Consider the following 23628-nt stretch of genomic DNA (forward strand, 5'->3'; position numbering starts at 1 on the left):
TTAACGTAATTTCAGTGTTGCTAAACCAATTAGCACTAATACCACTGATATGATCCAAAAGCGCACGATTACCCGCGGCTCTGGCCAACCTTTTAATTCATAATGATGATGTATAGGCGCCATTCTAAATATGCGCTTTGCTCTTAATTTGTAAGAGCCTACTTGCAAAATTACCGACAATGTTTCCACTACGAAAATACCGCCCATAATAAATAGTACTAATTCTTGTTTAACCAGCACGGCAATTACACCAAGTAATGCGCCTAGCGCAAGCGAGCCAACATCGCCCATAAATACTTGTGCTGGGTATGTGTTAAACCATAAAAATCCGAGACCGGCCCCGACAATAGAGGTACACACCACCACAATTTCACTTACCTCACGAATATGAGGCAAATTCAAATAAGCAGAAAAATTAACGTTACCGGTTACGTAAGCAAATACTGCAAATGCACCAGCAACCAAAATTGTCGGTACGATTGCCAAACCGTCTAAACCATCGGTTAAGTTCACCGCATTTGATGTTCCGACAATGACAAAATAAGTGAGCACGATATAAAACAAACCAAGTTGTGGCATCACTTCTTTAACAAAAGGAATTAATAATGTGGTATCGGCCGGTGCCGAAATCGAATATAGGTAAAACGCGGTACCTAAACCGGCAACGGTCTGCCAAAAGTACTTCCAACGGGCAATTAAACCATTGGCATCTTTGCGGATCACTTTCCGGTAATCATCAACAAAGCCAATCAAACCAAAACTTACCGTTACAAATATAACTATCTGTACGTAACTGTTGGTTAAGTCTGTCCACAATAAAACACTTAATAAAATTGTACCTAAAATCAGAATGCCGCCCATTGTCGGCGTACCTGATTTCGATAAATGGCTTTCAGGACCATCATCACGAACGGTTTGTCCTATTTGCATATTTTGCAAATAACGAATCAATTTTGGGCCAAGATATAACGACGCTATAAGCGCAGTTAGCGTGGCAAAAATAGCTCTAAAGGTTAAATATTGAAATACATTAAACCCAGAATAAAACTCAGTAAGGTACTGACCTAACCAAACTAACATGGTGAAACCTCATCTTTTGTTGACTTTTCGCGCCAATCTTTTATGTCTTTAACCACTAATTCCATGCGGGCACTTCGAGACCCTTTTACTAATACGGTAATAGCTTGATTTTCCTGTTCTAATAAATGTGCTAAATGTTCAACTAATAAATCACGAGATGAAAAATGCTTTCCATCCTGTTCAAATACGGCAGATGTACTTTGGCTAAGTACGCCAAGCGTTAAAATATTATCGATATGTTGTTCTAAAGCATGCTCACCAATTTCTTGATGATAATTACGCGCATCTTCGCCAAGCTCGGCCATATCACCCAACACTAATACAGTACGTCCCGGATAACTTGCCAGTAACTCAACCGCTGCTTTCGTTGATTCAACATTGGCGTTATAGGTGTCATCAATTAATGTAAAATTGTTTGGTAAATTAATTAAATTTAATCGGCCTTTAACAGGCGCCATATCGCGTAAGCCAAGTTTTATATCTTCAAGTGTCGCGCCAAACTCCAGTGCTATTGCAGCTGCAGCAACGGCATTACACACATTATGTCTGCCTGGTACAGGCACTTCGATATCAATAACACCTTTATGGGTATTCAAAGTAAAACTTGTACAACCCTTAATATTCATTCGAATATCTGTGCAATACGCGTCAGCTGGGTTTATGCACGAAAACTTACGAACATTTTTGCCCTCTAAACGCCATTGCCATTTATGCGCATAAGGTGTGTCCTGGTTGTACAATGCAACCCCTTGCTCACCCAAGCCTTCAAAAATTTCACCTTTTGCTCGAGCTACACCGCACAAATCGCCAAACCCCTCTAAATGGGCTGCAGCAATATTATTAATTACCGCAACATCGGGTTTAGTTAATCCTGTGGTATAGGCTATTTCGCCAATATGATTTGCACCAAGTTCTATAACGGCATATTCGTGGTGTGCTTCTAAACGTAATAAGGTTAATGGCACACCAATTTCATTATTAAAATTGCCATTTGTCGCAAGTACGGTACCTAAACGAGATAAAATGGCCGCGACCATTTCTTTTACCGTGGTTTTGCCGCTGCTACCTGTTATAGCAACAGTTTTAGGTGCAACTTGCGCTTTAACATAAGCGGCTAAATCACCAAGGGCTTTATAGCAGTCGCCAACAACAATTTGCGGTAGATTTCCATCTTGTTTCTCAGTCACTAATGCTGCAACACAGCCTATAGTCGCCGCTTGTTCAACAAAGCGATGGCCATCGAAATTTGGGCCTTTCAAGGCAATAAATAAATCACCTTGTTGCAATTGTCTTGAGTCAGAGCAAACGCTTTCAACAATAATTTCAGAATGTTTGTTAACGATTTCACCGTTAACAACGCCAGCTATTTCAGTTAAGGATAATGGGATCATGATTTTGCCCCTCCCTGGTAAAATTGACGAACAACTTCTCGCTCATGGTAATCGATGGTTTCATCGCCAATAATTAAATAGTCTTCATGACCCTTACCTGCACACAGGACCATATCTTTTTCTTTTGCACGGCTTAATGCAGAAATAACCGCTTGTTGTCTATCAATAATTACATCTACTTTATTTTTGGCTTTGATGCCCTGCTTAATATCAGCAGTAATTTGTGACGGCTCTTCACTTCTGGGGTTATCATTGGTTAATACAATATGATCCGCGTATTGATCGGCGATACTGCCCATCATTGGACGTTTGCCTTTATCTCGATCACCACCACAGCCAAAGACTAACCAAAGCTCACCCTGACAATGTGCTTTAGCCGATTCCAATGCTTTTTCTAAGCCATCAGGTGTATGTGCATAATCAACAACAGCCGTTGCTTTATCAGGAGCAAAGTATGTTTCCATTCGCCCAGTTACTGGCACTAGATGTTCAGTACATTTAGCAATATCACTAAGTTCAACACCCTTTACTAATAGTACTGCCATTGCTGCTAATAAGTTTGCAACATTAAACTCACCTAATAAGGCGCTGTTTATGTCACAGTTACCCCAACTAGAAGCTAACTTAAAGCTCACGCCTTGGTTATGACAAACAACGTTACTTGCTGATAGAAATTCGCTATTTTCCAATAAGTGTTGGTTTGCTTCATTAACGCTATACATTACCCGACGATTTTCTTTAGGTAACTCACCAAGCCAAGATTGGCAGTATTGATCATCAACATTTAATACCAACACTTGTTCTGAAGAACCTAAGAACAATTGCTTTTTAACATCGGCATATGTACCCATATCACCATGATAATCGAGATGGTCTCGACTTAAATTGGTAAAAACGGCAATATCAATCATATTAACGTCAATACGATTTTGACTTAATGCGTGCGACGAAACTTCCATAGCAACATTTTCAATGCCATCTGCACTGAATTGTGCTAATAATTGCTGTAATTTAGTCGGCCCTGGTGTGGTGTTATTTATATTTTCTAAGTCGTCTAATGTACCCGCACCCAAGGTGCCAATAATAGCGCTTTTATGATTATTTTTTGTGAATAATTGTGCGAGCAATTGGCAGCAACTTGTTTTGCCATTTGTACCGGTAACACCAATCAAACTCATATTTTTATGTGGTTCGTTATAATAGTAAGCACTAACCAACGACAACTGTTTATTCAATTCAAAAAAGTTAACAACTGTAGCCGTATTGCTCTGTTCGGTTACACTATATATAGTGCCGTGCTCGTTGCTATTTTTACATTGGGCAATGACTAAACTAGCGCCCTTGGCGACAGCTGATTTTATATACTCATTACCTTCAGAAAATGTCCCCGTAACTGCGGCAAAAATATCGCCTGCTTCGACGAACCTTGAGTCATTTACCAAATGTTTTGATTCAATATCATCGATATTAATATCAAACTTGGCTAACGCATTGGCAATTGAAAAAGCAGCAAAATAGCTAGGCATCATTTGCTCCTTTTGATTGTTTCTCACTAAACGTATTGCTCCATCGACTGATTTGCGTTTCGTCATCAGGCGCAATATTTAAATATTGTAATGAGCCAGCCATAACTCTTGAAAATACAGGCGCGGCAACTTCACCACCATGGTACAAATCTCCGCCTGGTTCATTGATAACGACCACAATGGCAAGGCGAGGGTCTGACACTGGCGCAACGCCGGCAAACAAACCTACATAATCATTACCGTAACCACCACCCGCAGCAGCTTTAATCGCCGTACCAGTTTTACCTGCAACGCGATAACCTTCAACTTTTGCTTTTTTACCACCGCCTTCGGTGACTACTTTTTCAAGCATTTCTAACACGGCTTGGGTATTACTTGAGTCAAGTACTTGCTCACCTTCATAAAAGCTAGGGTCTTTTAATACAGTTAATGGCATTTTAACTCCGCCATTGCCTACAGCAGAGTAGAACCTTGCTAACTGTAATGGGCTAATTGCTAAGCCGTAACCCCAAGATAATGTCGCCAACTCAAATTTTGACCAACGACTTCTATCTGACAACATACCTGAGCTTTCGCCGACAAGCCCTGTACCGGTATCTTCAGAGAACCCCATTTCAAAAAACTTGCCTAACAAAAAGTCCTTTGGCACATCAAGAGCCAGCTTTGTCGTGCCCATGTTTGATGACTTTTTAAGTATTTCGGTAAGACTCAGCTTGCCATAATTACGCGGGTCTGAAACCCGACGTCCACCGATTCGCATTGAGCCGGGAGACGTATTAATCACCGTATCAGTTTGCGCTGTACCAAACTCCAATGCCGTTAATACTGTTAACGGTTTCATGGTAGACCCAGGTTCAAAAATATCGGTAATAGCGCGATTACGAAAACGATGCGTTGCCGTGCCTTTGCGATTATTCGGGTTGTACGAAGGGCCATTCACCATAGCTAAAATTTCACCGGTTTTAACATCCACAACCACTACTGAGCCTGATGTGGCTTTAAACGACTTTATTGCCGCTTTTAATTCGCGATATGCCAGTGCCTGAATTCTTTGATCAATCGATAACACAACATCTTGAGGGTCCGTTGCATCTTGATTTTCAAGAATTTCAATCTTTCTACCTTTTGCATCTTTTATATATTTTTTCTTGCCAGCTTCGCCAGTTAAGCGATCGTTATATAAACGCTCTAATCCTTCAATCCCTTTATCATCAACATTGGTAAAGCCAACCAAATGGGCACTAATTTCACCCGCAGGGTAAAATCGTTTCGATTCTTTTCTTAAATAAATACCCGGTATTTTCAATTCTTTTACGTAGTTAGCCATCGAAGGCGACACTTGTCTGGCAAGATAAACAAAACGTTTTTTAGGGTTAGTGCCAATGCGAGATTTTAATTTATCAACATCTTTGTTTAACACTTGGCTCAGGGCATTCCAACGGCGAGTCATTTCTAAGCCGTTTTGTTCAATCACAATTTTAGGATCGGCGTAAATCGTTTGCACTGGTACTGAAATGGCTAATTCGATGCCGTTCCTGTCAACAATAGCACCACGGTGAGTATCATTAAGCATGTTACGATGAATGCGATTATCGCCTTTCGCAATTAACGAGCCTGGCTCGATAACTTGAATGTAAGCCGCGCGGGCAACCAAACCGGTATACACTAAACAAATTAAACCCAAGACAACATAAAACCGCCACGCGATGGTGGTCGGTTTGTAGTTATCTTGATTGCGTTTAGCTTTTTTAACCGTCATGGTATCTTTATTATTATTTCGTTTGTTGGTTTCGGCCGGTGCATATGCAACATCCTGTCGGCCTTGTATTCTATTTCACTATGTTCTGCTAAAGAGTTTTGCTCTAATTGCAGGTTACGCCATTCAATATCTAACTCATCTCTTTCGGTATATAGTCGTTCTACCGCTATCGTTGTTTGCCTATTTAAATGCGTTAAATAGATCACCGAAAACGCAGAAAGCAGCACCAACAACACTAAGCTATAGGTACCGCCAAATCGACGTATGTCTTGCCAAATTTCTTGGGTTAATACAAATTTACCCAACGCCATTGTTTATTCCTTGGCCAAACGTACCGCTACTCGTAATACTGAACTGCGCGAACGTACATTTTCGCTAACTTCAGTTTTACTTGGTTTAAGCTTTTTACCTACTAAGGCAAGTTTTTTACCTTTTTGAATTTCGTCTTCTGTGATCGGCATACCACGAGGTACTTTTTTACCTGTGCTATGTTTTTTCATAAATTGTTTTACTAAGCGGTCTTCTAATGAGTGAAAACTGATCACCACTAATCGACCACCTTCTTTTAATACATCAAGCGCGGCAACAAGCACATTCTCAATTTGCTCAAGCTCTGAATTGATGTACATTCGAATTGCTTGAAAACTTCTCGTTGCAGGATGCTTTTTAATTTCACGTTGCGGCGCAGCCGTTTTAATAATTTTGGCTAACTGACTCGTGGTCGTTAACTCTTCTTCTTCACGGGCATCTACAATGGCATTGGCAATACGCCAAGCATGCTTTTCTTCGCCGAAAGTTCTTAACACCCAAGTAATATCTTCTACATCAGCATGCATTAACCACTCGCTGGCAGTTTGTCCTTTCGTAGTATCCATACGCATATCTAATGGACCGTCTTTCATAAAGCTAAAACCACGACTTGCATCGTCAAGTTGCGGTGATGACACGCCAAGGTCTAATAAGATACCGTCGACTTTATCGGTAACATCCAAGTCACTTGCTATATCAGCTAAATTAGAAAAACCGTTATGTACTATTGAAAAGCGGGGGTCGTCAGCAAATCTTTGCGCAGACTCTATTGCTGACGGATCCCTGTCGACCGCTATCAATCGGCCATTGTCACCTAAGGTGTTCAGGATCAAACCTGAATGACCGCCTCGGCCAAAGGTACAGTCAATGTAAGTACCGTCTGGTTTTATATCTAAACCATCAACGGACTCTTGTAATAAAACTGAAATGTGTGAAAATTCTGTCGTCATATGTTTTCTTATAATGAAAAATCTTGTAGTCGTTCAGTTAATTCCAATGTGCCAGATTGAATATCATCAATGCCCGTTTGCATTTCAGACTGCCAATCTGCTTCATTCCAAATTTCAAACTTATTAAATAAACCAACCAACATTACACTCTTGTCTAAGTTGGCATGTTGACGAAGTACGCCGTTTAACAATAAACGACCATTTTTGTCGAGTTCACATTCAGTAGCGTTACCAAGTAATATACGTTTAATTGCACGTTCACTTTTGTTCATGTCTGATAAACGACTTAATTTCAGCTCTAATTCTTCCCACTCGGGTAAAGGGTAAAGTAGTAAGCAACGATTTTCTGTATGCAGGGTGCAAATCATTTTACCGTCGAAGTCAGCATACAAAGTCTCACGATACTTGGTTGGTATCGTGATACGATTCTTACTGTCTAAGGTTATGTTGCTTGCGCCTCTAAACATAATATTTGCTACTATCTGGATCTTATTTTTAACTGTTCATTTTTTAAACAATAGTTGAATGATCCACATTTCTCCACTTTTTCCCACTTATGTACAGTTTAGTGATAACAGTCAATCATTGTCAAGTAAAGAAAACGCAATAAAATGCGGAGCAAGATCTATAAAAAATAAGGGTTAGCGCTAAGTTGCTTATTATGTGGAACTTTGTGGAACCTGAGGGTAAATATATCCCAAAAATTAATTTCAAATCGGCATGAATTATGACAAAAACATAGATGAATTGTGAACCCGGTGTAGCTTAGTGGGTTTTATCGGTTGAAAGGGTATTGATAATAAACGGCGCTACAAACAAACTAAACTGAATTGTTATATAATTCTAAGCCATAACAAAAACCTATCAAAGAGTTATTGTATGTCTGTTCAATTGCTACAATAATAGACAATTCATTTATCAGCATAAAAATTTTAGGGTATATCATGACCACTCGTAAACAATTAGCCAACGCTATTCGCGTGTTATCTATGGATGCAGTCCAACAAGCAAACTCTGGTCACCCGGGAGCGCCAATGGGCATGGCAGATATTGCCGAGGTATTGTGGAATGATTTTTTAAAACATAATCCCGAAAACCCTAATTGGCCAGACCGAGACAGATTTATATTATCGAACGGTCATGGCTCTATGCTGATCTATTCTTTGTTACATTTATCAGGTTACGACCTGGCACTTGATGAATTGAAAAATTTCCGCCAATTGCATTCTAAAACCCCGGGACATCCAGAATATGGTTATACCCCAGGTGTTGAAACAACGACTGGCCCGTTAGGCGCAGGTATTTCAAATGCTGTCGGTATGGCCATTGCTGAAAAAACCTTAGCCGCACAATTTAATAAACCAGATCATGAAATTGTCGATCATTTCACTTATTGTTTCTTAGGCGACGGCTGTTTAATGGAAGGTATCTCGCATGAGGCTTGTTCGTTAGCCGGCACATTAGGCTTGGGTAAACTTATAGCTTTTTGGGATGATAACGGCATTTCAATTGATGGCCATGTTGAAGGTTGGTTTACTGATAATACCCCTGCCCGTTTTGAAGCTTACGGTTGGCATGTAATCAGCGATGTTGATGGACATGACCCAGTTGCCATAAGTAATGCGATAAAAGCCGCGCAAGCAGAATCGAACAAGCCAACAATGATTTGCTGTAAAACAGTGATCGGTTTTGGCTCACCAAACAAGTCAGGTAGCCACGACTGCCACGGTGCACCGCTAGGCCATGATGAAGTTGCAGCTGTTCGTGAGTTTTTGAACTGGGACGAGAAAGAAGCCTTTGTTGTGCCTGATGAAGTTTATGCTGGCTGGGACAAGAAACAACAAGGTGTTGACAGTCAAAGTCAATGGGAAGCAGCATTTGTTGAATATAAAAATGCTCACCCTGAACTAGCTAGCGAGTTTGAACGAAGAGTAATCGCCAAAGACTTACCAAGCGATTTTGCCGAAAAAGCTGATAACTTTATTAAAGAAACGCAAGCAAGTATGCCTAACGTTGCTTCACGAAAGGCATCACAAAATACCATTGAAGCCTTTGGTGCATTATTACCAGAGTTACTGGGTGGCTCTGCCGACTTGGCCGGTTCAAATTTAACCTTATGGTCAGGTTCAAAAGGCATCACCAGCGATGACGCCTCAGGTAACTACTTGTTTTACGGCGTACGTGAGTTTGGTATGAGCGGCATCATGAATGGTATTTCACTGCATGATGGCTTTATTAATTATGGCGCAACTTTCTTAATGTTTATGGAGTATGCACGTAATGCTGTACGTATGTCGGCATTAATGGGCATTCAAAATATTTTTGTTTATACCCATGACTCTATTGGCCAAGGTGAAGATGGCCCAACTCATCAACCGGTTGAACAAGTACCAAATTTACGCTTAACACCTAATATGACCACTTGGCGTCCATGTGACGCAACTGAAAGTGCGGTTGCTTGGAAACATGCCGTGATGAAACAAAATGGCCCTTCAGCATTAGTGTTTTCTCGTCAAGGGTTAACGCATCAAATTCGCACAGCAGACCAAGTTGAGAATATTTCTAAGGGTGGTTACATCTTGCAAGATTGTGTTGGCACGCCAGATGCCATTTTAATTGCAACTGGCTCAGAAATGACTATTACCATTGAAGCTGCCAATAAATTAACTGAGCAAGGCCATAACATTCGTGTAGTTTCAATGCCAAGTACCAATGTGTTTGATGCTCAAGATGACGTTTATCAAGAATGGGTATTGCCAAGTACTGTTAATAATATTGTTGCAGTAGAAGCTGCACATAAAGATTTTTGGTACAAATATGTTGGCCGAAAAGGAGCAGTAATAGGTATGGAAACATTTGGTGAATCTGCGCCAGGTAACGTACTGCTTGAACATTTTGGCTTTACCAGCGAAAACGTTGTAAATACAGTGCTATCACTATTAAACAAATAGGACTTAATTAATGTCTGCAAGAACCAATTTACCCAGTTGGAAGTTTTTACAGGATCACGCAAAAAGCATGAAACTGCATCATATGCGAGATCTGTTTAAAAATAGCGATTATCGCTTTAATGATTTTAATTTAAAGTTACCGGCATTTTTGTTCGACTATTCAAAAAACTTAATCACTAAAGAAACGATGCAAGGACTATTCACCTTGGCACGAGATTGTGAACTTGAGCTGTGGCGTGAAAAAATGTTTAAAGGCGATCGTATTAACAGTACCGAAGATCGCAGTGTTTTACATGTTGCGTTACGTGATCGTTCAGGTACTCCGTTAATTGTTGATGGTGAGAACCTAACCGAGAAAGTTAATAATGCGCTTGAGCAAATTAACGAATTTTCAGAAAAAGTTCGTACCGGACAGTGGAAGGGATATTCAGGCAAACGTATAAAAGATGTGGTTAATATTGGCGTTGGTGGTTCAAATTTAGGCCCGCAAATGGTGACGGAAGCACTTAAGCATTACAGCGACAACAGTGTCCGTGTACATTATGTGTCTAACGTTGATGGCACTCAAATAGCCGACATATTAAGACCGCTCGATCCTGAAAACACGTTATTTATTGTCTCAAGTAAAACCTTTACCACCACAGAAACAATGACCAACGCGCAAACCGCGATGAAATGGTTAGTAACCTCAGCATTTGATGAATCAGCTATTGGTAAGCACTTTGTTGCAGTTTCTTCTAACAAAGTGAACGCTTGTGAGTTTGGTATTAAAGAAGAAAATATCTTTGATATGTGGGACTGGGTTGGTGGCCGCTTTTCTTTATGGTCAGCAATTGGATTGCCTATTGCTATCGACCTAGGTTTTGACAAGTTTATCGAATTGCTCGAGGGCGCTCATGAAATGGATATGCATTTTAAAAATGCACCATTAGAGCAAAATGCACCAGTGATCATGGCATTATTAAGTGTATGGAATTGCACCTTTTTAGGTTCTCAATCTCAAGCTATTCTGCCTTACGACCAACCTCTGCATAAACTCACCGCTTATTTGCAACAAGCAGAAATGGAAAGCAACGGTAAATCGGTAAACTGGCAAGGCAAAGAAGTCGATTACGCTACTGTCCCCTCTATTTGGGGTGAAATAGGTATTAATGGTCAACATGCTTTTTACCAGTACTTACACCAAAGTAATAATGTGGTACCTGCTGACTTTATCGGTTCTGTTGAATCTGTGACGCCGGTACAAGGACACCACGATACGTTAATGGCTAACTTTTTTGCACAAACAGAAGCGCTGATGAGTGGTGTAAATGAGCAACAGGTTCGTGAAGATTTAAAGGCCAAAGGCCGCACGCAAGAATACATAGATAAAGTGGCCCCACATAAAGTACATAAAGGTAATCGACCAACCAATACTATTTTATTAGATAGAATTGAACCTAAATCATTAGGTAGCCTAATTGCCTTGTATGAAAACAAAATTTTCAGCCAGGGGATCATCCTGGAAATTTGTTCATTTGACCAATGGGGCGTTGAATTAGGTAAAGGCCTGGCAAACCGCATTTATGATGAAATTAAAGATGAAAGTTTAGTGGCTAATCATGATAGTTCCACCCGTGAACTTATTAATTATTACAAGCTCATCAAAGCTAAAAAATAGCCATCACTAAAATATTAAAGAAGCACAGAGACAATTCTGTGCTTTTTTATTTAAGTTACTGCTATGATTAACATAATTAGTTAACAATATTTATATTAGAAGTTACTTTTTATGTTTAGCCAATCCCTTATCGCTTCCATTATATTGCTTATTGCATTGCTCGTTTTTGTTATAAAAAAAATACGTTCACAAACTCAACAGGACATTGCTGACTTACTTGGCAACAAAAAATCGAAACAATTAGTGGTAGGGGCTGTAGGGATCTTTTTACTGATAATTTCAGTAATTGTCGTTTATGGCATGGATAAAATTAAACAGCAAATTAAAGAACAAGCTGTTGCCTCTCTTGAAACCGTTGTTGTCACAACAAATTCATCACTCGATGCTTGGTATGAAGGGCGCATTGCCGCGCTGCACGTTTTTACTGAAAACGAAGAAAATATTGCTTTGGCAGAAAAACTTATCGCATCAAACAAAGCAACCTTAAAAAGCAATATTCATTTAGGTAAATTGCGAGATAATTACAATGCACTACCTGAAGAGTATAAGCATGTTGGTTTTTTTATTATTTCAAAAGATTTTCAAAATTTTGGTTCATCACGAGATCAAAATTTAGGAGAATTAAATTTAATTTACCAACAAAAACCTGAACTTTTAGCCAGAGCATTTAATGGCGAGTCCATTGTGATCCCGCCAATCATTAGCGATATTTCCTTACACAAATTACAAAAAGGCTTGGGCGCTCATAACACTACGATGTTTATGGTTGGCCCTCTTATTAATAAGCAAGGTGACATATTTGCAGCCTTCGCTATACGAATTGATCCATATAAAGAGCTGTTTAGAATTGCGGCCAGTGGCCGTGTTGGAAAATCCGGTGAAACTTACTTTGTTAATGATGAAGGATTATTAATTTCAGCCAGTCGCTTTGAAAAACAACTGGCTGAAATTGGTTTATTAAAAGGTGGCCAGTCGAGTATTTTAAATATTGAACTGCGAGACCCTGGTTATCAGCTTACAGCTGACTCTCCCTACAGCAAAGGCGATAAAGACAGTCCTTATATACTAAGTGCCGAACAGATAATCAACAAACAAGACGGTAAAAATAGTGACGGCTATCGAGATTACCGTGGCCAAAATGTTATGGGTGCTTGGCAATGGAATGAAGGACTAGGTTTTGGCATTGTTTCAGAAATCGACCTTAAAGAAGTAGAAGGTGGTTATAACGAATTACGGATAACAATTGCAGCGGTATTGCTCACCATCATTATTCTAACGTCATTACTAGCCAATATTGCGGCTAATATTGTAAAACGTATGAACAACCGTTTAATTAAAGCCAATTCAGATCTTGAAGGCAGAGTAATAGAGCGAACCAAAGAACTTTCAGATAGAGAAAGTCGATTATGGGATTTATATCAAAACTCTCCTGTTGCTCATGCCACCGTATTGCACAATGGCAAATTCAGTAAACACAACAAAGTATTCTCAAAATTAACCGGTTACCAACAAGATCAGTTTGATGATTTACATTGGCAAGATTTATTGCCTGCCGATGATGGCGCTAAGGGCGGATTAAAGATTTTTCAAGACGGTTGCAATGGCATCATCAGTAACGATATCAATATCACCATAATCAACGCAAAAGGCAAAGAATTAATCATTGCTGCCTCTGCAGTACCTGATAGTAATAATGAAGAAGTACGCTTTTCGCTTGTGGATGTTACTGAACGTGAAGAAGCACTCGTTAAAGTGTCTGAAAATGAAAATCAATTCCGCTCTATCGTGTCTAACTTAGCTGGCGCTGTATTTCGTTATGAACTCTTTGAAAATTGGCGAGAGCACAGTCCATTATTATATATTACCGATAAAATAAAGCTGATCACCGGCTTTGAACCTGATGACTTTTTAGGAAGTAACCCGAAAAGAGCAATAAGTACAATTGCTCATCCTGAAGATTGGCCTGACGTAGAAAAGCAGGTAGAACTATCTATTAACAGTGGCAAACCGTTCCTGGTAACTTTCAGACTTTATGACAAAAATAAACATATCCATATCGTTCAACTTAGAGCGACAACCGTTACAGATGCTAAAGCTAAAAGACGATATTTTGATGGATCAATTGTCGATATAACTGAACAGGAACAACTGAAAGCCGAATTAAAAGACAGTGAGATCCGCTTCAAAGCAATTTTAGAAAGTGTCGCTGATGGCATTATAGTTATTGATCAAAAAGGGATTGTGCAAGAGTTTAGCCCAGCTGCTGAGCGTATATTCGGTTATAAATTTGATGAAGTTATTGGCCAAAACATCAATATGCTACAGCCTGAAACGATTGCCATAAAACATGATGAAATTCTAGAAGGTTATCAAACAGAAAAATCATCCACTGTCGTTGACCAAGTAAGAGAGGTTGATGGTAAGCGCAAAAACGGTGAAATCTTTCCAATGGATTTATCGGTTAAGGCTGGTGTACTGGGTAAACAAAAAGTATTTATTGGCGTTATCCGAGACATCACCGAACGACATCAGCAAGAAAAACTTTTGAAAGAAAGTGAAGAGCGCTTAGACGCTGCAACTTATGGTGCACGCATAGGTTTGTGGGAGTTTTTCCCTGAAAAAGTAAATGCTCGTGTCAATACTATGTGGGCCACTATGTTGGGGTATGCGCCTGGCGAAATAATGGAAGATGATAAAAAATGGTCTTTCGTTAAAGGTGGATTGAAAAAATGGCGAGAGCTTGTTCACCCGGATGACAGAGAACAAGCTGAACAATACATGCGCGATTACATCTCCTCAGATAACCAAGAGTTCAGGCACGAAGTTCGCATTCGCTGTAAAGATGGTCAGTATAAGTGGATATTGGATATTGGTCGCACCACTGAAACAAATGAACAAGGCATGCCAACTCGTATTTCCGGTGTACATATTGATATTACAGAGCGTAAAAAACTAGAGCTCGATTTTGAACAAGCAAGGCAAGTTGCCGAAGATGCAAACAAGGCTAAATCTGACTTCTTAGCAAATATGTCACACGAAATTCGCACACCAATGAATGCAATAATTGGCATGTCGCACCTTGCACTAGAAACCCAGCTCGATAGACAGCAGCGTAACTACATTGATAAGGTCCATCGTAGTGCGGAGTCATTGCTTGGTATTATTAATGACATACTAGACTTTTCTAAAATAGAAGCTGGCAAGCTGGATATCGAGAACGTTAACTTTAACTTGGGCGATGTACTAGAAAACCTTACTAACTTTGTCAGCATTAAAGCAGAAGAGAAGCAATTAGAATTATTATTTGATATTGAAGCTGGTTTGCCTATGAATCTTACCGGCGACCCACTACGTTTAACACAAATTTTAATCAACCTAGCTAATAATGCGGTTAAATTCACTTCTGAAGGTGAGGTTGTACTCAGTATCAGTAATAATTTTGTAAATGAACAATACGCTGAGTTGAAATTCTCTGTTGAAGACACCGGTATTGGTATGACAGAAGCGCAACAAGCTAAATTATTTCAGCCATTCACCCAAGCTGATGCCTCAACGACAAGAAAGCATGGTGGAACAGGTTTAGGCCTGGCAATTTCAAAGAAACTGGTACGCTTAATGGGCGGGAAAATTTCGCTTGAAAGTGAGCTAGGCAAGGGCAGTACCTTTTCATTTTCGATAACATTCAATCGCCAACAGCAGAGCGAAAGAAAGAAAATAACCCCAGCAAAACAAGTTACCCGTGTTTTGGTTGTCGATGATAATGCCCATGCCAGGGAAATATTTTCTAAAATGGTAACCTCTTTAGGTTATGAGGTAGAAGTTGTAGCAAATGCGGCTAAAGGGCTTGAGTTACTTAAAGACTCTGATTTACGCAAGCCGTTTGAGTTGCTCTTAATGGATTGGCAAATGCCAACCATGGATGGTATTGAAGCCATCACTATTATTGAAAATAAATTAAATTTAAAACATCCACCTACCATTTTCATGGTAACCGCATATGGTCGTGAAGAATTAAACATGCAAATAGACAATTTGAATGTCGCCACCATTTTAACTAAGCCATTAACTACTTCGTCATTAAATGACGCTATTGTCGATTCAATAGGTGCAACACACTCTGACATACAAGATAATAATTCTCGTCGAGATAAATCTAAAGATGCTATCAGCTTATTACAAGGTGCAGATATTTTAGCGGTTGAGGATAACGAAGTTAACCAAGAGTTGATAATGGGCTTATTAACCAATAATGGTATCAATTGTAGTATTGCCAACAACGGCTTAGAAGCAATACAAATGATTGAACAACAAGTCTTTGATGGCGTTTTAATGGATTGCCAAATGCCCGTTATGGACGGTTATACTGCAACTCAAAAACTCAGAGAAAATCCTAAATTTTCTGAATTGCCAATTATTGCGATGACCGCAAATGCAATGGCAGGAGATAGAGAGAAAGCAATAGCAGCTGGAATGAATGATCATATTCCTAAACCGATCAATGTCGCTTCTATGTTTCAAATTATGGCAAATTGGATAAAACCTTTAAAACTCGAAGTAGCAGGCACTGAGGCGGAGTTAGAGCCAATAACGATTTATTTACGTGACTCACTACAAACTATCGATATAGAGGATGGTTTAACCAGGACCATGGCCGATAAAAAACTTTATCTAAAACTGCTCAACAAATTTAGCGAAGGCCAGCAGCACTTTATCGAACAATACAATGATGCCTTAGATGACAACGATACAGAGTTGACGACTCGCTTAGCGCATACCTTAAAAGGCTTGGCTGGCAATATTGGCGCGAAACAGCTGTTTGAAGCCGCAGAGTTACTCGAAGCTCAATCAGCAACCAACCAAGTAACAAGCAGAAGCGTACAGGATGTTGAAAATAAACTCAGTCAGGTTTTAACTGAATTAACGCCGGTGCTTGCAGTTAACAAATACAAGCAAGTTGAACAGGCAACTGCAACAAATGTAGACGTACAGCCTGTTTTAGCAAAGCTTGCCACGATGCTTATTGATTATGATACTGATACTGGTGACTATATCAATGAACACGAAGTGACTCTAAGAACGATAGATACAAACGGTTGGTTTAAATCATTACGTCTAGCCATTGAAGGGTATGATTATGATCAAGCCACCGATTTGGTCAATCAGAAAATAGAGAATTAATCAGTATATTTCAAAAACTACCCTAATGGGGATAGTGTCCTTTGACCAAAGTCCTATATATTAGTTTGCAATAATGCTCTTTAATAAGAGCATTGCTGTTACTTTTGCAAAGAAGTAATAAAGACTCACTAATTCCAATCTTTCTATATCATTGCTCGCCAAAACTGGTCCGACCTGATATGGTGATTTACATTATTATTTATTTGTTAAGAGGATTGCCTATGCGCATTGTAGAAATATTACTCGTTGAAGCTCCACACAAGCCAGGTTATATGGCTAAAGTTCTTGGTGTAATTGGTGAGTTTGGTGCGACAGTTGAAGGCTTGAATGCGGTTAGACGCCTTGATAAAGATACCATTTGGGAAGTTACGGTTGAATATGATGATTCACTCAGCATTGATTCTTTATTTGAACAAATAAATTTGCTCCCCGATACCTTCATTACGGGTAAATCAGATCGAGTATTTGATCGTCACAAACAAGGCAAAATTCAAACAGTCTCCCGTATTAGGATTGACTCACTGGAAATATTACGTGACTTATATACGCCTGGTGTAGCAAGGGTTTGTCAAGCCATACAACAAACTCCGAGTAAAATTAAAGAATTTACCAACATTCAAAATACTGTCGCAATCGTGACTAACGGCACAGCTATTTTAGGGCTCGGTGACATAGGTCCAGAAGCTGGTCTGCCGGTAATGGAAGGTAAAGCAGCAATCCTTGCCGAAATTGTTGGCCTATCTGGGGTACCAATTTTAATCAAAGAAAAGGACCCGCTTAAAATTATTGAGATTGTTGAAGCTATTGCCCCATCTTTTGGTGCGATATTACTAGAAGATATCAAAGCGCCAGAGTGTTTTACCATTGAAGATGAACTGATAAACCGAGTACCAAAACCAGTTTTTCATGACGACCAACATGGCACGGCAATGGTCGTATTAGCGGCATTATTATCTGCAACAAAACAAACTGGCGTTGATTTAAAAGATAAAGTCTTTGGTCAAATAGGCCTAGGCGCCGCTGGCATGGGAATTTGCAATTTACTTTCAGAGTACGGTGTAAAAAAAGTAGTTGGTTGTGATCTCAATACCGACGCTCAGAAAAAGCTACGCTCATTAGGTGGTACGCCAATGAGTCTTGATGAAGTAATGCAAACCGCAGATGTTGTCGTTGCTACAACAGGTGTTAAAGGCCTAATAAAACCTGAAATGGTTCGTGAAGGCCAGATCATTATGGCATTAACAAACCCTGATCCAGAAATTGAGCCAAGCGCTGCTCTTGAAAACGGCGCTCTATTTGCCACGTGCGGTAAAGTGGTAAATAACATGCTTGCCTTTCCTGGTTTATTTAAAGGTACATTAGATGCGGGGGTTATTAATATCACCCATCAAATGAAAATTGCCGTGTCTGAAACACTATCAAATTTAGCAAGAGATGGCGCATTAGTACCGGCATCTTTAAACAAACTAGCTCATCAAAAAGTTGCTGAAGCGGTATATCAAGCCGCAATAAAACAAAAGAATGAGTATCTTTAAAAACCACTTTGAAACTGCTGGAGGCTGTTGATATCGCTACGCGATTACGGAATGACGGCGTAAATTTTAAAATTTAGATAAAGAAAACCCGATGTACTTTCATACATCGGGTTTTGTTTTATTTGTTGAGTTGGCCGTATAAGCCGGGTTCTGTTACTTCCGAAGAAGCGACAATCATTCGTCTAGGCTATAAATCGCTTTATAGCTCAAGCAACCTACCCGGTTCCAACGCGAGCCACGCCGGTTGGCCCCCTATTTGGTCTTGCTCCGGGTGGCCAGTAGTTTTAGCACCCCTGCTGCGAACTATTGAAATATTATAAAAGCAAAAAACCGCAGCTAACTTTTGTTAACTGCGGTTTTCAATAATTGTTGAGTTGGCCGTATAAGCCGGGTTCTGTTACTTCCGAAGAAGCGACAATCATTCGTCTAGGCTATAAATCGCTCTATAGCTCAAGCAACCTACCCGGTTCCAACGCGAGCCACGCCGTACGGAACCCTATTTGGTCTTGCTCCGGGTGGAGTTTACCCTGCTGCGAACTGTTACCAGTCGCCCGGTGCGCTCTTACCGCACCCTTTCACCCTTACCGGCAGTAAACTGCTGGCGGTCTTCTCTCTGCTGCACTTGTCGTCGGCTTGCGCCGCCCAGGTGTTACCTGGCACCCTGCTCAATGGAGCCCGGACTTTCCTCCCCTTAATCTGTCTATCATCAACTTGCGCATCAGATACAACGATTAAGCAGCGATTGTCTGGCCAACTCGGCGGGGATTGTACAGAATAATTAGGTTTAGGTCTAAATTATTTTATTTAAGCTCAAGTGCGATTTGGTACAAGGCATTTTTCTTCACCCCATGTATTTCTGCAGCAATCGCACAGGCGGTTTTTGGCTTCATTTCATTAAGGAGAAGTTTCAAGGTTTTTATCGCGACTTCTGGGATGTCATTAGGGTCAATATGCGCCCCTTCAATAATCAGTACCATTTCACCTTTTAATTGGTTTGGATCTTCATTTAGCCAAGTTAGAATATTTTCAGCCGAATCTGCATGAATAGTTTCAAAGGTTTTAGTTAACTCTCTGGCAATAACAATTTGACGGTCTCCGCCTAATACATCATTAATATCTTGGACGGTGTCTATTGCCCGGCGCGGTGCATCATAAAACACCATAGTTCTTGGCTCACTGGCAAGTTCACTCAGTTTGCTTTGGCGGGCACCCGACTTTGACGGTAGGAAGCCTTCAAAAGTGAATCTATCAGTAGGTAAACCGGCAACCGATAATGCAGCAATAGCAGCGCAGGCTCCTGGTACAGGAACTACTGGTAAATTTTGCTCTCTAAGATGTCTTACAACATGAAAACCTGGGTCAGAAATAAGAGGGGTGCCGGCATCAGAAACCAGAGCAATACTTTTACCCTGTTGTAGTAACTCTGCAATATATTCTTGGCGTTGGCGCTCATTATGATCATGCAATGATAAGGTTTTATTTTTAATGTTATAGGCAGATAGCAGGCGGCCAGTATGGCGCGTATCTTCACAAGCAATGATATCTACTTGGCTAAGTATTTCTATTGCTCGTTGACTAAGATCTAATAAATTGCCTATTGGCGTTGCTACCACATAGAAAGTGCTAGAATTAACAGTGATTTGACTCATAAATATATTGGTACCATTTGAACTCAGCTATTGCTCAACAGTGAGCATGCGGTTTATTATATACTTGTTGTCATTCACTATAAAATATTCATTTATACTAATTACCTAAACGGACCAATTGCCGGTGATAAAAATAACGAGTTCAATGAAAAACGCTTCTCTAATACTTTCCTTATCTGCCCTAAGTTTATTATACGGCTGTGCTGCGCCTGTTTCGAAAACACCAAGCAAACAAGTTACAACACCAATAACTCCCGAAGTTGAAATTATAGAAGACAGCGAGCGCTCCGCTCTTGATTTATTATCGGCAGCAAGTACTGAAAGCAATAATCAAGCAACCATTTTACTTTTACAGGCCTCTGCTAAATTTATTTATGAACAGCAGCTTGAACAATCACTGCATATCAGCATTGAATTAAGTAAGTTAGAGCTAAGTAAAGGGCAAAAAAATTATAACCAACTAAATATGGCAGAAGCGTTATTTGAACTGGGGTATATTGATTTAGCGGCAGCAGAGCTCGCTAAAATTGACACCGAAAACCCGGTTAAGAGACAACTTTTCCTACAAGCTAACTTAAATATACAACAAGACTTATTAGTTGATGGAATTATCAGTTTCTTAAACTATCATCAACAGTTCCCCGTACAAACTGTTGATGAAGCCGCGTATGTATCATCACTATTTAGCCAGTTAACACCTTGGCAAAAGCGAGCATTAACAAAGCGCAGCGCTACCGACCTTACTGGGTGGCTCGCCTATACAGAACTTGTTGCTAATAATGCATACAGTTCATCTGCATTGAATTCAGCTTTGAATAAGTGGCAAAACAAATACCAGCAGCATCCAGCAAACTTATTAACCGCTGATCTAAATGCCTCGGTATTGGAAGTTGAGAATGCATCTGCCTATAAAAATATTGCCGTGTTAATTCCGTTATCAGGTAGAGAAGCACCGCTAGGTAAAACCATCCAAGCCGGTATTATTGCAGCGTATCAAGCACAACCTGAACGACAATTAACGTTTATTGATACTAATGCTGAAAATATGGCTGATATTGTCAATAATTTACATGACTTCAAACCAGAGTTTGTTATTGGTCCATTATTAAAAACGCATGTTGACAGTTATTTAGCCACTAACCTGCAACAAACAGATAATGGTTATTTAGATGACCAGTACCATATAAATAACTCAGTAGAAGTTCCTATTGCCGCACAACAGATTGATACTATTACAGGTTTACAAAATAATCCCACAGAACAATCTCATACTTGGAATACCTTGTTATTAAATTTGCCTGAAAGTTCATTCTTAAGTGAACAGCAATTTGCCCTATCGATGCTTCCTGAAGATGAAGCTAGCCAAGCCGCATTTTCACTGAGCCAACAAGGCTATAAATCAGCGTTAATATTAAGTCAAAATACTGCTATTGGGAAAAGAATGGCAAACAGTTTTGCCCAGCAATGGCAAAGACAAACCAACATTGATGCCAGCATAATCTACTACCCAAGTGGTAAAGAAATGCAACAGGCTGTTAAGAAGGGTTTAGATGTAAACCTTTCTGACGAGCGCATTTATTTAATGCGCAATAGAATAAAAGAAAACGTAAAGGCCGAAGCGAGAAACCGTCGCGATGTTGATATGATTTACATGTTCGCCACCCCAGATCAAGCCAGGCTGCTAAAACCTTATATTGATGTAAATATCAGTCCGTTCGCAAACGCTATTCCAATGTATGCCAGTTCAAGAAGTTACAACGTTGATACTGACAGAAATACCAGGCGAGATCTTAATGGGCTAACCTTCACTGAAATTCCATGGTTATTACCATCTAAACAAGTAAATCCTTTAATGTCGGCAGATGCCAAGAAGATATGGCCAAATAGAAATAGTCAACTTGAACGTATTTATGCAATGGGTATTGATGCTCTACAATTAGTAGATAAAGTTAAAGCCATGCAACTTGTCCCTATGTTAAGACATAAAGGCGAAACAGGAACTCTGCAAATGGATGCAAATAGAATTATTAGCAGAACGTTATCCTGGGGTAAGTATCGTACGTCACGGATACAGAATGTTAATATGCAGTAAAATAACCACTAAGCTTCAAGGTGATATCTATGAGCAAGCTGCTCTAGATTATTTACTAAAACAAAAACTGACGCTGATTGAACGTAATTTCAACTGTAAACTAGGTGAAATCGATTTAATTATGCAAGAGCAGGAATTTATCGTCTTTATTGAAGTCAAATACCGAAAATCAACAAACTTTGGCGAGCCGTCTGAAATGGTTTCACCAGCTAAACAAAAAAAAATTTGTAAAACAGCAAAAATATACCTGCAAAAGCATGGCTTGAATGAATATAATACCCTGTGTAGGTTTGATGTAGTAAGTATTAAAGGACCCGCTGCATCCACTGAAATTACCTGGCTAAAAAATGCCTTTAACGGAGTTTAATAATGTTAGAACGTGTAAAACATAATTTTCGCGAAAGTATTGAAACTAAAATAGCGGCAAGCGAAGAACTTCCTATCGCCATCGAAAAGGGCGGCATGGTAATGGTAGAGTGCTTATTAGGCGGTCACAAAATCTTATCTTGTGGTAATGGTGGCTCTGCTGGTGATGCTCAGCACTTCTCGTCAGAACTGTTAAATCGTTATGAAACTGAGCGCCCAAGCTTACCAGCTATTGCGTTAACAACTGACAGCTCAACCATTACATCAATTGCCAATGATTACAGTTATGAAGAAGTGTTCTCAAAGCAAATCAGAGCGCTAGGAAATAGCGGTGATGTATTACTGGCTATTTCTACCAGTGGTAATTCAAAAAATGTCATTAAAGCGATTGAAGCAGCCGTTGCCAGAGACATGAAAATTGTAGCCCTAACCGGAAACGACGGTGGTGAAATTGCCGGACTACTTGGTGAGAACGATGTGGAAATTCGTGTACCATCGGGTCGAACTGCTCGTATCCAAGAGGTACATTTATTAGCAATCCACTGTTTATGTGAAATTATTGATACGACACTTTTCCCTCAAGCAGAAAGTTAAAGTTAATTAGAGAATTATAACAATGAAAAAACTCGCTATTGCAATGATCAGCTTAACCTTACTACAAGGTTGTGCCGTAGCTCTTGTTGCCGGTATAGGTGCCGGTGCTGCATCAATAAATGATCGCCGTACCTTAGGTGCTCAGGTTGATGACCAATCTATTGAAGTTAAAGCGCATAGCTTAATTGCAGAAGTTAAAGAACTCGATGAAAAAACTCGTGTGCAAGTAGTAAGCTTGAATGGCACAGTTTTAGTTGTTGGCCAATCTCCAAATAAAGCCTTAAGAACGCAAGTGATAAATATTATTTCTGGTATTCAAGGCATTAGAAAGGTGCATAATCAAATTCGAATTGCCAACAAAACTAGCTATGGTACACGCACAAATGACTCTTGGTTAACGACGAAAGTAAAAACAGAATTGCTTGCGTCAGATAAAATCGATGGCACTGCTATTAAAGTAGTAACAGAGGACTCTGAAGTGTTTCTAATGGGGCTGGTTAAAGCTAATGAAGCCAATGTCGCAGTAGATATTGTCCGCCATGTAAACGGTGTTAGCCGCGTTTATAAAGCATTTCAAACTATGTAGAA

The 23628-nt window shown here is 39.8% G+C and carries 16 protein-coding genes and 1 other RNA gene; 8 read left to right on the forward strand and 9 right to left on the reverse strand.

The window, feature by feature from the left end:
* Genes mraY through mraZ form a run of 7 tightly spaced genes read right to left on the reverse strand, consistent with a single transcriptional unit; the run spans nt 1 to nt 7482 of the window.
* The gene (mraY, locus tag RI845_RS16285) at nt 1-1080 is read right to left on the reverse strand and encodes a phospho-N-acetylmuramoyl-pentapeptide-transferase (RefSeq protein ID WP_348387229.1); all 1080 of its coding nucleotides are present in this window, start codon (nt 1078-1080) and stop codon (nt 1-3) included.
* Nucleotides 1074-2471 (reverse strand): UDP-N-acetylmuramoyl-tripeptide--D-alanyl-D-alanine ligase, encoded by a 1398-nt coding sequence (locus tag RI845_RS16290; RefSeq protein WP_348387230.1) that lies wholly within the window; start codon nt 2469-2471, stop codon nt 1074-1076. The genes mraY and RI845_RS16290 overlap by 7 nt, the downstream gene beginning before the upstream one ends.
* Nucleotides 2468-4024, reverse strand: coding sequence for a UDP-N-acetylmuramoyl-L-alanyl-D-glutamate--2,6-diaminopimelate ligase (murE, locus tag RI845_RS16295; protein WP_348387231.1), 1557 nt, complete (start codon nt 4022-4024; stop codon nt 2468-2470). The genes RI845_RS16290 and murE overlap by 4 nt, the downstream gene beginning before the upstream one ends.
* Nucleotides 3990-5756 carry a peptidoglycan D,D-transpeptidase FtsI family protein gene (locus RI845_RS16300; RefSeq protein ID WP_348387232.1) on the reverse strand — a complete coding sequence of 589 codons (1767 nt, stop codon included), beginning with the start codon at nt 5754-5756 and terminating at the stop codon, nt 3990-3992. The genes murE and RI845_RS16300 overlap by 35 nt, the downstream gene beginning before the upstream one ends.
* Entirely contained in the window at nt 5753-6067 is a 315-nt protein-coding gene (gene ftsL / locus RI845_RS16305; RefSeq protein ID WP_348387233.1) for a cell division protein FtsL, read from the reverse strand. The genes RI845_RS16300 and ftsL overlap by 4 nt, the downstream gene beginning before the upstream one ends.
* A 3-nt stretch (nt 6068-6070) precedes the next feature.
* On the reverse strand, nt 6071-7015 hold the full coding sequence (gene rsmH, locus RI845_RS16310; RefSeq protein WP_348387234.1) for a 16S rRNA (cytosine(1402)-N(4))-methyltransferase RsmH: 945 nt from the start codon (nt 7013-7015) through the stop codon (nt 6071-6073).
* Between the two features lie 8 nt (nt 7016-7023).
* Complete coding sequence (gene mraZ / locus RI845_RS16315; protein WP_348387235.1) at nt 7024-7482, reverse strand: division/cell wall cluster transcriptional repressor MraZ; 459 nt, start codon at nt 7480-7482, stop codon at nt 7024-7026.
* 477 nt (nt 7483-7959) lie between these two features.
* Here mraZ and tkt point away from each other — a divergent pair, with 477 nt between their 5' ends.
* The 4 genes from tkt to RI845_RS16335 all read left to right on the forward strand — a co-directional run bounded on the left by tkt (nt 7960) and on the right by RI845_RS16335 (nt 18339).
* Nucleotides 7960-9966 (forward strand): transketolase, encoded by a 2007-nt coding sequence (tkt, locus tag RI845_RS16320; protein WP_348387236.1) that lies wholly within the window; start codon nt 7960-7962, stop codon nt 9964-9966.
* A 10-nt stretch (nt 9967-9976) separates the two neighbouring features.
* Nucleotides 9977-11626 carry a glucose-6-phosphate isomerase gene (pgi, locus tag RI845_RS16325; RefSeq protein ID WP_348387237.1) on the forward strand — a complete coding sequence of 550 codons (1650 nt, stop codon included), beginning with the start codon at nt 9977-9979 and terminating at the stop codon, nt 11624-11626.
* A gap of 111 nt (nt 11627-11737) precedes the next feature.
* Nucleotides 11738-16804, forward strand: coding sequence for a PAS domain S-box protein (locus RI845_RS16330; RefSeq protein ID WP_348387238.1), 5067 nt, complete (start codon nt 11738-11740; stop codon nt 16802-16804).
* Nucleotides 16805-17025: 221 nt separating this feature from the next.
* Nucleotides 17026-18339: a malic enzyme-like NAD(P)-binding protein gene (locus RI845_RS16335; RefSeq protein WP_348387239.1), complete on the forward strand. Its 1314-nt coding sequence runs from the start codon at nt 17026-17028 to the stop codon at nt 18337-18339.
* Nucleotides 18340-18705: 366 nt separating this feature from the next.
* On the opposite strand, the gene rnpB is transcribed toward RI845_RS16335, so the two are convergent.
* Together rnpB and rsmI are read right to left on the reverse strand one after the other, a co-directional pair.
* An RNA gene (rnpB, locus tag RI845_RS16340) (RNase P RNA component class A) lies at nt 18706-19097 on the reverse strand.
* 42 nt (nt 19098-19139) lie between these two features.
* Nucleotides 19140-19988 (reverse strand): 16S rRNA (cytidine(1402)-2'-O)-methyltransferase, encoded by an 849-nt coding sequence (rsmI, locus tag RI845_RS16345; protein WP_348387240.1) that lies wholly within the window; start codon nt 19986-19988, stop codon nt 19140-19142.
* A 145-nt stretch (nt 19989-20133) separates the two neighbouring features.
* Here rsmI and RI845_RS16350 point away from each other — a divergent pair, with 145 nt between their 5' ends.
* The 4 genes from RI845_RS16350 to RI845_RS16365 are packed head-to-tail and all read left to right on the forward strand — an operon-like array spanning nt 20134 to nt 23626.
* A complete protein-coding gene (locus RI845_RS16350; protein WP_348387241.1) occupies nt 20134-22080 on the forward strand; it encodes a penicillin-binding protein activator in 1947 nt (648 codons plus the stop codon).
* Nucleotides 22001-22447: a YraN family protein gene (locus RI845_RS16355; RefSeq protein ID WP_348387242.1), complete on the forward strand. Its 447-nt coding sequence runs from the start codon at nt 22001-22003 to the stop codon at nt 22445-22447. The genes RI845_RS16350 and RI845_RS16355 overlap by 80 nt, the downstream gene beginning before the upstream one ends.
* A gap of 2 nt (nt 22448-22449) precedes the next feature.
* Complete coding sequence (locus RI845_RS16360; RefSeq protein ID WP_348387243.1) at nt 22450-23040, forward strand: phosphoheptose isomerase; 591 nt, start codon at nt 22450-22452, stop codon at nt 23038-23040.
* Nucleotides 23041-23062: 22 nt separating this feature from the next.
* Nucleotides 23063-23626 (forward strand): BON domain-containing protein, encoded by a 564-nt coding sequence (locus RI845_RS16365; RefSeq protein WP_348387244.1) that lies wholly within the window; start codon nt 23063-23065, stop codon nt 23624-23626.
* Nucleotides 23627-23628: the final 2 nt, after the last annotated feature.

This window comes from Thalassotalea nanhaiensis, from assembly GCF_031583575.1.
GTDB classification, from domain to species: Bacteria; Pseudomonadota; Gammaproteobacteria; order Enterobacterales; family Alteromonadaceae; genus Thalassotalea_A; species Thalassotalea_A nanhaiensis.